Annotated in this window: 8 protein-coding genes; 2 read left to right on the top strand and 6 right to left on the bottom strand. The window is 45.1% G+C overall.

The window, feature by feature from the left end; genetic code table 11:
- Positions 1-21 precede the first annotated feature (21 nt).
- From tuf to rpsL, 4 genes are read right to left on the bottom strand one after another with little or no spacing between them, the layout of a single operon-like run.
- On the bottom strand, positions 22-1,221 hold the full coding sequence (gene tuf / locus NTU69_09225; GenBank protein ID MCX5803689.1) for an elongation factor Tu: 1,200 nt from the start codon (positions 1,219-1,221) through the stop codon (positions 22-24).
- On the bottom strand, positions 1,214-3,298 hold the full coding sequence (gene fusA / locus NTU69_09220) for an elongation factor G (protein MCX5803688.1): 2,085 nt from the start codon (positions 3,296-3,298) through the stop codon (positions 1,214-1,216). Before fusA ends, tuf begins: the two co-directional genes overlap by 8 nt.
- A 7-nt stretch (positions 3,299-3,305) precedes the next feature.
- Positions 3,306-3,776, bottom strand: a complete 471-nt coding sequence (gene rpsG / locus NTU69_09215; GenBank protein ID MCX5803687.1) for a 30S ribosomal protein S7 — start codon at positions 3,774-3,776, stop codon at positions 3,306-3,308.
- A gap of 16 nt (positions 3,777-3,792) precedes the next feature.
- Complete coding sequence (rpsL, locus tag NTU69_09210; GenBank protein MCX5803686.1) at positions 3,793-4,164, bottom strand: 30S ribosomal protein S12; 372 nt, start codon at positions 4,162-4,164, stop codon at positions 3,793-3,795.
- 314 nt (positions 4,165-4,478) lie between these two features.
- Between rpsL and NTU69_09205 the strand changes: the two genes are divergently transcribed.
- Entirely contained in the window at positions 4,479-5,810 is a 1,332-nt protein-coding gene (locus NTU69_09205) for an OFA family MFS transporter (protein MCX5803685.1), read from the top strand.
- 352 nt (positions 5,811-6,162) lie between these two features.
- Positions 6,163-6,345, top strand: coding sequence for a hypothetical protein (locus NTU69_09200; protein ID MCX5803684.1), 183 nt, complete (start codon positions 6,163-6,165; stop codon positions 6,343-6,345).
- A gap of 148 nt (positions 6,346-6,493) precedes the next feature.
- Here NTU69_09200 and NTU69_09195 read toward each other — a convergent pair whose 3' ends face one another.
- Positions 6,494-8,587: a molybdopterin-dependent oxidoreductase gene (locus NTU69_09195; GenBank protein ID MCX5803683.1), complete on the bottom strand. Its 2,094-nt coding sequence runs from the start codon at positions 8,585-8,587 to the stop codon at positions 6,494-6,496.
- Between the two features lie 175 nt (positions 8,588-8,762).
- Positions 8,763-9,400: TRAP transporter substrate-binding protein DctP (dctP, locus tag NTU69_09190; protein MCX5803682.1), on the bottom strand; the 638-nt coding region annotated here is incomplete at its 5' end.

The following is a 9,400-nucleotide window of genomic DNA, read 5'->3' as shown; positions in this document are numbered from 1 at the left end:
CTGCCTCATCTTCTATCCTCTCTACTCTATAATCTCTGTGACCACACCTGCTCCCACAGTCTTCCCGCCTTCCCGTATGGCAAAGCGGAGTTCCTTCTCCAGGGCAATGGGTGTCACAAGCTCTACTGTAAGGGTCACATTGTCCCCTGGCATCACCATCTCCACACCTTCAGGGAGTCGTGCCACACCGGTCACATCGGTGGTTCTCAGATAGAACTGGGGCCGGTATCCTGAGAAGAACGGGGTATGACGGCCACCCTCTTCCTTGGTAAGAATGTAGACCTCTCCTTTAAACTTCGTATGGGGGGTGATGCTCCCCGGTTTGGCGAGGACCTGACCCCTCTCCACTTCATCCTTCTTGGTACCACGGAGGAGTACACCGATGTTATCACCTGCCTGACCCTGGTCCAGGATCTTGCGGAACATCTCAACAGAGGTGGCAACGGTCTTCTGGGTGGGTCTGAACCCGATAATCTCTACTTCCCCTCCTGGTTTGATGACACCTCTCTCCACACGACCTGTCACCACAGTTCCCCTCCCGCTGATTGAGAAGACGTCTTCTACCGGCATGAGGAAGGGTTTGTCCGTATCACGGACAGGTTCAGGGATGTAGCTGTCCACTGCATCCATAAGCTCAAAGATGCTCTTACAGTTGGGGCAGTCTTCCTTCCCACATCCACACTCTAATGCCTTTAAGGCACTCCCTTTGACGATGGGAATATCATCCCCGGGGAATTCATACTTGGTTAAGAGTTCACGGAGTTCTACTTCGACGAGCTCAATAAGTTCAGGATCATCCACCATATCAACCTTGTTGAGATAGACCACGATAAAGGGGACACCGACCTGACGGGCAAGGAGGATGTGCTCTCTCGTCTGTGGCATGGGACCATCGTTTGCACCGACCACAAGGATTGCACCGTCCATCTGGGCAGCACCGGTGATCATGTTCTTGATGTAGTCGGCATGACCAGGGCAGTCCACGTGGGCATAGTGTCTCTTCTTTGTCTCATACTCCACATGGGCTGTGGCGATGGTAATCCCTCTCTCCTTTTCTTCAGGTGCCTTATCTATCTGATCAAAGGGGATCCAGGTAGCCATTCCCTTCTGGGCAAGACAGCGGGTAATGGCTGATGTCAGGGTAGTCTTTCCATGATCTATGTGTCCTATGGTTCCTATGTTGACATGGGGTTTTGTCCTTTCAAACTTTTTCTTAGCCATACAGAACCTCCGTTACTGTTTTTTCTCTATTTTTATTAATTAAATTTTCATAAATATGTGCAGGTACAGGTGTATAGTGGAAAAATTCCATACTATAATAACCCCTTCCCTGTGTAACAGAACGAAGATGCGTAGTATACCCAAACATCTCTTCCAATGGTATGTAAGCAACAATATATTTAAAATCATTCCTATCGCCCAGTTCAGCAATTCTGCCACGCCTTGATGAGATATCACCAATAACAGGACCCAGACAATCAGCAGGAATATTAATATCTACCTTCATAACAGGCTCAAGGATTACAGGATTTGCTTTGAGCACAGCATCTTTTAACCCTATTGATGCAGCAAGTTTAAAGGCGAGTTCTGAAGAGTCTACCTCATGAAAAGACCCATCGATAAGTTCAACCTTTATATTTATCAATGGATACCCGAGTACAATACCCTTCTCTAATGTCTCTTTTATTCCGGATTCTATACTGGAAATATATTCCCTGGGGATTACACCACCGACTGTTTTGTTCTCAAAGATATAATCTGTGCCATCAAGGGGAGAAATCTGAAGCACCACATGACCATACTGTCCCCTTCCACCTGATTGCTTTATATACTTCCCCACACCGTTCACCTTTTTCGTAATGGTTTCTCTGTACGCTACCTGTGGCGGGGAAGACAGCATATCAAGGTTGTGTTCCCTCTTTGCCCTGTCCATAATTATTTCTAAGTGGAGTTCTCCCATTCCGGAAAGTATGACCTCCCCGGTCTCACTGTCCAGTTTTACGTTCAATGATGGGTCCTCAACAGTATATTTATTAAAGACGAGCCACATCTTTTTAAGGTCGTCTTTCTTCTTTGGTGTAATAGCACAGGATACAACTGGTGATGGAACCTCTATTGTCTCAAACAATATATCGAGATCGGGGCTACTCAGTGTATCCCCGGTTGATGCCCCTTTTAAGCCAACAATGGCACAGATATCGCCTGCCTCTACCTTCTTTATCCCCTCCCTTTTATTCGCATGGAGTCTTAATATCCTGCCTATCCTTTCGGTCTTCGATTTCGCACTATTTAAGACTGTATCACCCGTCTTCAATTCCCCTGAATAAACCCTCAGATAACTCAGTTGACCCACAAAGGGGTCATTCATAATCTTAAATACCAGGCCGCTAAATGGTTCATCCTTTGTACCATTGAGATGCCTTTCATCCCCTTCCTCAGTCCAGTACTCATATGGGGATACATCTTGAGGTGAGGGAAGATAATCCACTATGGCATCGAGAAGCGGTTGAATCCCTTTGTTCTTAAAGGCACTTCCACATAATACAGGCAGGATACTCCCATTCAGGGTCCCTTTTCTAATCACCCTTTTAATTTCATCCTCTTCGACGTTGTGACCTTCCAAAAACAATTCCATAAGATGGTCATCCACTTCAGAGAGTAATTCCATTACCTTTTCTTTTGTCAAAAGGACTTCTTTCTGCAAGTGTTCCGGCACATCACCTATAGAATACTCCAACCCCTTGCTATCTTTGTCATAGAAGATGGCCCTCTCCCTTATTACATCTACAACCCCTATGAATTCATCACCATCTTTAATGGGAATCTGAAGAACCAATGGATTGGCCTTTAAAATGTCACGCATCATCTTAACACATCTATTGAAATCCGAAGCCGGTCTATCCATCTTGTTTACAAAACCTATCCTCGGAACCCTGTATCTATCAGCCTGCCTCCAGACAGTCTCTGATTGAGGCTCAACGCCCTCTACGCCCGAGAAAAGGGCAACCGCCCCATCCAGAACCCGAAGCGATCTTCCTACCTCTATCGTGAAATCGATATGCCCGGGGGTATCTATAATATTTATTCTATGATCACTCCAGAAACATGTGGTAGCTGCTGCGGTTATTGTGATTCCTCTCTCTTTCTCCTCTTCCATCCAATCCATTGTTGCAGCGCCATCATCTACTTCACCCATTCTACTATTTACCCCTGTATAAAAGAGTATCCGCTCTGTAGCGGTTGTCTTCCCTGCATCTATATGGGCCATTATTCCAACGTTTCTAATTATACGATTCATGCTAAAATTACCATCTGTAATGGGCAAAAGCCTTGTTGGCTTCAGCCATCTTGTGGGTATCCTCTCTCTTCTTTACAGCTCCGCCTTTATTGTTGTAAGCATCAACAATCTCTCCTGCAATCTTCTCTATCATTGTTCTCTCGGATCTTTCTTTTGCATATTTTATCAACCATCTTATCCCTAAAGACAGCTTTCTATTCATTCTCACCTCAACCGGAACCTGATATGTAGCCCCACCAACACGTCTTGCCTTTACCTCTAATTCCGGCTTGATATTGTCTATTGCTTTATGAAATACCTTTAAGGCCTCTTCCTTCATCTTGCTTTCAATCATGTCAAAGGCACTATACACTATATTCGTAGCAATACTCTTTTTCCCGTCCAACATAACACAGTTTATCAATCTTTCCACAAGCAAATCGTTGTATTTTGGATCAGGCAGTTTCTCCCTTTTTGCTACGTGTCCCTTTCTTGGCATTGTTCAAACTCCTCTACTATTTAGGTCTTTTTGCACCGTATTTAGACCTACTCTTCTTCCTTCCTGCTACACCACTTGCATCCAGAGAACCCCTTATTATATGGTATCTCACGCCTGGTAAGTCTTTTACCCTTCCGCCTCTTATCAAGACCACAGAGTGCTCCTGTAGGTTGTGTCCTATCCCTGGAATATATGTGGTAACTTCGATACCATTCGTCAGTCTTACACGGGCAACCTTTCGTAGTGCTGAATTTGGTTTTTTTGGAGTCGTTGTGTATACCCTAACGCAAACTCCCCTTTTCTGTGGACAGTTCGTAAGGGCAGGCGAGGAACTCTTCTTTTTGACAACTTTTCTCCCCAGCCTTACCAATTGGTTAATAGTAGGCATTGATTTTACCTCCAAAAAAATAATCCCTTTTAAGGGATAAAAGCTACGACCAAAAAAGCTCTGGTATATTAAACGATTTTACCTTTTTATGTCAAGACTTTTTTATATAATTCTAAGCTGGTAGAGAGTATTATATTTTTGTTATAACGTTGTCTCTATATCAATTTGTTATGAGCAGTCAAAGTTCAGTGGTCAGCATTCTGAAAAAAAACCACACAAAAATAGAAAAAACTTGACAATATCTTTCAGAGTATAATAACTTTCAGAAATTCATTCAAATTTACTGTTCAAGTTAAATTTCAGGAGGTGTTTTTATGGCGGAAGAAAAAACTTTCAATCGCTGGCTTGTAGTGGTAGGGGCACTATTAATTCAGATAAGCCTTGGCGCTATATATATTTATAGTGTTTTCAAACCTGGCTTAAAAGCAAACTTTCCCAACTGGTCTGACACAGACCTTGCCCTTCCTTCTCAGCTCGTTCTTGCCTGTTTTGCTTTAAGTATGATTATCGCGGGAAGAATCCAGGACAAGATAGGACCAAGAATTATTGCAACCATAGGGGGTGTATTGTTAGGCGCAGGTCTTTTGATAGCCTCATTCTCAAAAGATCTTGCAATGTTTACCATAGGGTTTAGTGTCATCGGTGGTTTTGGAATAGGCGCCGCCTATGTATGCCCGATCGCTACCTGTGTGAAATGGTTTCCAGATAAAAGGGGGTTGATTACAGGACTTGCTGTTGCCGGTTTTGGTGCAGGTGCCCTCGTATTTACCCCTGTCGCAAAGTCACTCATTGCATCTTCTGGTGTAATGACTACCTTTTTATACCTCGGTATTATATTTTTAATTGCTGTAATAATTGGCGCACAGTTTATGATAAACCCACCAGCTGGTTATAAGCCTGCAGGCTGGAATCCTCCCGCCCCTGCTGCTGGCACAACTGCGGCATCAAAAGCTGATTACACAATGGGGGAAATGATTAAAACCCCCCAGTTCTGGCTTTTATGGCTCACCTATTTCGCCGGATGTACAGCAGGACTGATGATAATCATGAACATCACCAATATATGGCAGTCCTTTTCCATGCTCAGCATTGTGAAAAACATGAGTACAATTCCAAAAGATACCTATGCAGATATCATCACAAAAGGCGCAACGGCTGTCATCATTGTATCAATACTCAACGGTGCGGGGAGGATTTTCTGGGGTAAAATATCCGATAGCATAGGAAGAAAAACAACCCTCTTAATCATGTTTGTATTCAGTGGAGTGATAATGCTTATATTAAATGGTCTTTCATCCTATGCCCTTTATATATTCGGCGTTTCCTGTGTTGGCTTTTGCTTTGGCGGATTTCTCGCACTATACCCTGCCTTTACCGCAGATTATTTTGGTACCAAAAATGTGGGTGCAAATTACGGTTTCATGTTTACCGCATACGGAGCAGGCGGATTGTTCGGACCATGGCTTGCGCCGAAACTTATGAACGTTGTTCAAAAGATCCCCTTTGAGACCGTAGATAAGGCTGGCGCTATCTTAACAAAACCGTACAATGCAGGAAGCTATGTCACTTCTTTCATTATCTCCGGTGTAATGTGTCTTGCATCTGCAGCACTGGTATTGATTATAAAAGCACCGAAGGGAAAGTGAAGCGGAAGTCGGAAGTGGTGAGTGAAGAGTGGAAAAAGTAAGGAGTAAGCAGTAGGCAGAAAAAACTTGGGGCAAACCTTTCCTGGTTTGCCCTTTTTGTTGGATGCAAATGCCTTATTCCCTTCCCGTTTCAATGTTCCAACTTAATGAAAAAGTAGTCCCTTGATATCATCAAATTTTTAAACATTTCATCTACCACTGTTGACGGTTGAAGATTCTCAGAGATTAAAGATTACCAGGAGAAAGAGAGGATAACGTTCAAGGCCAAAAGAAGCGCTATAGCATTTGTTGAGTAGCCTTTTGCTTTTGGCCTGTTGTTATCTGCCGGTGTGGAAATCATAGTTATTGAACATTGAAGGACGTTGAGACGAATGACCTCGGGAGGGACAATTTAAGGGCCTCTCACTTGAATCATGCAACCTGGATAAAGGATGATGGGTGCTCCATACAGGAGATACCGGATACTGAAAACGATAAGGTGCGGATTCGCTTATTGATGAGAAGTTCGCCGGACACCGTGAAGGGTTCCATGTAAAGAACCAAGAGGGGAGATTTATTCTGAAAAAGGCAGCATTGCTAACCCCTTGATATTATGGAGCTGATTTTTTTATGTCATTTCTTCTTGACAGGAGAATTATAGGATGTCCATATTGCCTCTCTTTGGTTTCCCCTTAACAAGACCATCAAACAGATGCTTTGTACACCTTGCACAGGATCCCCCGCAGGTTTGGCGTACCCATCTCATTGCCCCACGGTAGGCCATCATCCGTTAGGATATTCACGTTTGCTTCAGCCCAGTTGTACATATTTTCGGAACCCTTTTCGGGGAACCACCATGCATAGTCTACGCCCACCACCCGCCGGTCGATATCGGTTGTCACCGCGGCCTTTTGATATATCCTCCCGCGCTTTGTCTCGATGCAGACCATATCGCCGTCTGTGATGCCAAACCTTGTTGCTGTGTCTGGATGGATAGAGACGAGAGGTTCAGGATGACGTTTTCTCAAATATTCAACCTGTCGTCCGCCAGAGTGGCGGTATTCTTCAGTTTTCCACGAAGTGAGCACTAGGGGATATTCCTTGGTAAGCTCAGGCGTGCTCAACGGTGTTTCCGAGATTTCCCGATATGTAGGCAGGGGATCGAACCCCCAGTCTTTCAGGCGTTGGGAGTAAATTTCTACCTTTTTCGAAGGAGTTGAGAACCCGCCCTTCTCGTGTTTGCGGTACTCTTTTTTTCCGACCAGTGTGCCTACTTTTCCGAATTCTTCAAACGTTAGCCCTGCCGGTTTCATGATATAATCAAGACATTCTTTTTCGTTATCCCAGAACCACTCACCGATACCTGTCCTTCGAGCAAGGCCTGCCAGTATCTCGTAATCAGAACGGCATTCACCTACTTGGGCAACCTTCTGCTGTACCTGAACGATAGGATAATAGGGCGGTGTGATAATGCCATTTGTTTCAAGGAAACTTCCAACGGGAAAAACGATATCGGCCATAGCGACCGTAGGTGTCATGAACATATCGGCAACTGCCAGAAAATCGATCTCCTTCAGTGCTTTGTATACGTTCTGGGAATTAGTGTAGGTCAGGAGCATGTTGCCACCAAGAATATAGGCAGCATGCACCTTGTAAGGCTCGCCTTTCAGAACTGCTTTTACTATGCTCTGTGGAAGCGCGTAAAATACAAAGGGGAGAAATCTATCGCCTGCATTGAGCCGTTTGTCTCGCACCTCTTTATAGAGCTTATCCCTCAAGTCAAATTCTGGTGATCCCATTTGCACGATATCTGGTTGCGAACAGGCAAGTTCCCCGCCGGGAATGCCGAGGTTTCCGGTAATAGCTCGAAGAATTGCAAGTGCCCGTGCTGTCTGGAAGTTATTTGCGGTGTGATCAATTGCATTTCCTGCCTGTAGTACGGCTGGCTTAGATGTTGCATAAAGTCGCGCTGCATCCCTGATGAGATCTTCTGGCACCCATGTTATCTTTTCCACTACTTCCGGGGTATATTGCTCTATATGATTCTTCAGTTCATCGAAACCAATGGTCCATTTATCTACAAAAGCCTGATCGCAAAAGCCTTCTTTCATGACTACATGGATCAGACCGAGTGCAAGCGCCAGATCCGAGCCTGGCCGTAATTGCAGCCAGATCTTGGCTCTATGCGCAAGGTTGATTTTGCGCGGATCGACAACAATCAACTTTGAACCATTTTGCAATGCCTTTAACGTGTCGAGCCCTTCCCCGAAGCGTGTTTCAGGCAGGTTTGCCCCCCATATCAGTATGCAGGCTGGTGGATAGTCATAATCGGGCACAGGATTGAAACCGTGTGTGATCATACTTCCGTAGACCCTCGGCTGGAAACAGACAGACGCCATTGAAGCGATATTAGGCGAGCCAAAGGCATTGGCAAAGCGGGCAAGATACGCACCTTCATAGCCCCCTTTGAAGGAGCCTCTCATAAAGACCACACTCTCAGTCCCGTACATCGTTTTTGCCTTTATCAGGGATTTAGCCACCTCATCGAGGGCTTTATCCCATGAGATGCACTCCCACTGTCCACTGCCACGCTCTCGGGTTCTCCTCAACGGGTATTTAAGCCGTGCCGGATGACGCAAGTAGTCAAGAGAGGCTGCTCCTTTTAAACAAAGCTTCCCCAGGTTTACTGGACTTTCGGGATCACCTGATAGTTTGGTAATCTTACCTTCCTCTACATACACGAGTAAGCCACACCCTGCCTGGCACGCCACACAGGCTGTTTTAATTATATTTTTCATGCCCATTCGGCACACCTCTCCGATAATGACAGCGTTTTACCAGAAAATATTATGTGCGCCCTTGAGACCTCAAAATAAGGGGGTCCGGAAAAAACTACCCAAAAAAGAGCAGACACTTTGTTTCGGACCCCTTTAGATCAAACCACTGGCGCTTCACAAGCCAGAACTATATAGACTACTGTTGATTCTTTTTCAAGTAGTTCAGGCAAAAGTTTAAAGCTTCCTCACCGGGCAGATTCTTCGCTTTCATGGTTTTTACATATTCCCCAATGATCGGTTTAACCCTTGCCGCCCATCGGGCGTCTTCATCTTTTGAGAGTGGTATGAACTTTATACCTTTGCCCTGTGCGTAGACTTTGCCTTCCTTGTCCACCTGATCCCATAATTGACCGGTTTTTTCTATCCACTCTGCATTAACCTTTTCGATTATACTCTGAATATCCGGAGGAAGACTATTCCATTTGGTTTTGTTCATGACACAAAAACCGGTCGTGGTGTAGGCCACACCATAGTCTTCGGTAACATATTCTATCCAGTCTGCGAACTTCCACTGCTGTAGGGCTTCAACAGGGACCGTGATACCATCGGCCACACCCGTCCGCAGGGCATCGTAGGCTTCAGCAATCGACATCCCAACCGGTGCGCCCCCAAGGACCTCGACAATTTTTGAGCTCAAGCCCGTGGCCCGTATCTTCATTCCTTTCAAGTCCTCTAATTTATAAACTGGTTTCTTCTTGGTCAAAAGAAGCCCTGGTCCATGGCCGTGAAGATACATGACCTTGACGTCATCTAACTCCTTCGGTTTGAACTTCC

The sequence above is a fragment of the Pseudomonadota bacterium genome, from assembly GCA_026388215.1.
Classification (GTDB): Bacteria; Desulfobacterota; Syntrophorhabdia; order Syntrophorhabdales; family Syntrophorhabdaceae; genus JAPLKF01.
Note: the sequence above shows the minus strand (reverse complement) of the source record. Positions and strands in the feature narration are given on the sequence as shown.

Excerpts from the sequence above, each read along its gene's own strand:
- tuf (MCX5803689.1), bottom strand. The coding sequence starts at position 1,221 with ATGGCTAAGAAAAAGTTTGAAAGGACAAAACCCCATGTCAACATAGGA.
- rpsL (MCX5803686.1), bottom strand. The coding sequence starts at position 4,164 with ATGCCTACTATTAACCAATTGGTAAGGCTGGGGAGAAAAGTTGTCAAA.
- NTU69_09195 (MCX5803683.1), bottom strand. The coding sequence starts at position 8,587 with ATGAAAAATATAATTAAAACAGCCTGTGTGGCGTGCCAGGCAGGGTGT.
- fusA (MCX5803688.1), bottom strand. The coding sequence starts at position 3,298 with ATGAATCGTATAATTAGAAACGTTGGAATAATGGCCCATATAGATGCA.
- NTU69_09205 (MCX5803685.1), top strand. The coding sequence starts at position 4,479 with ATGGCGGAAGAAAAAACTTTCAATCGCTGGCTTGTAGTGGTAGGGGCA.
- rpsG (MCX5803687.1), bottom strand. The coding sequence starts at position 3,776 with ATGCCAAGAAAGGGACACGTAGCAAAAAGGGAGAAACTGCCTGATCCA.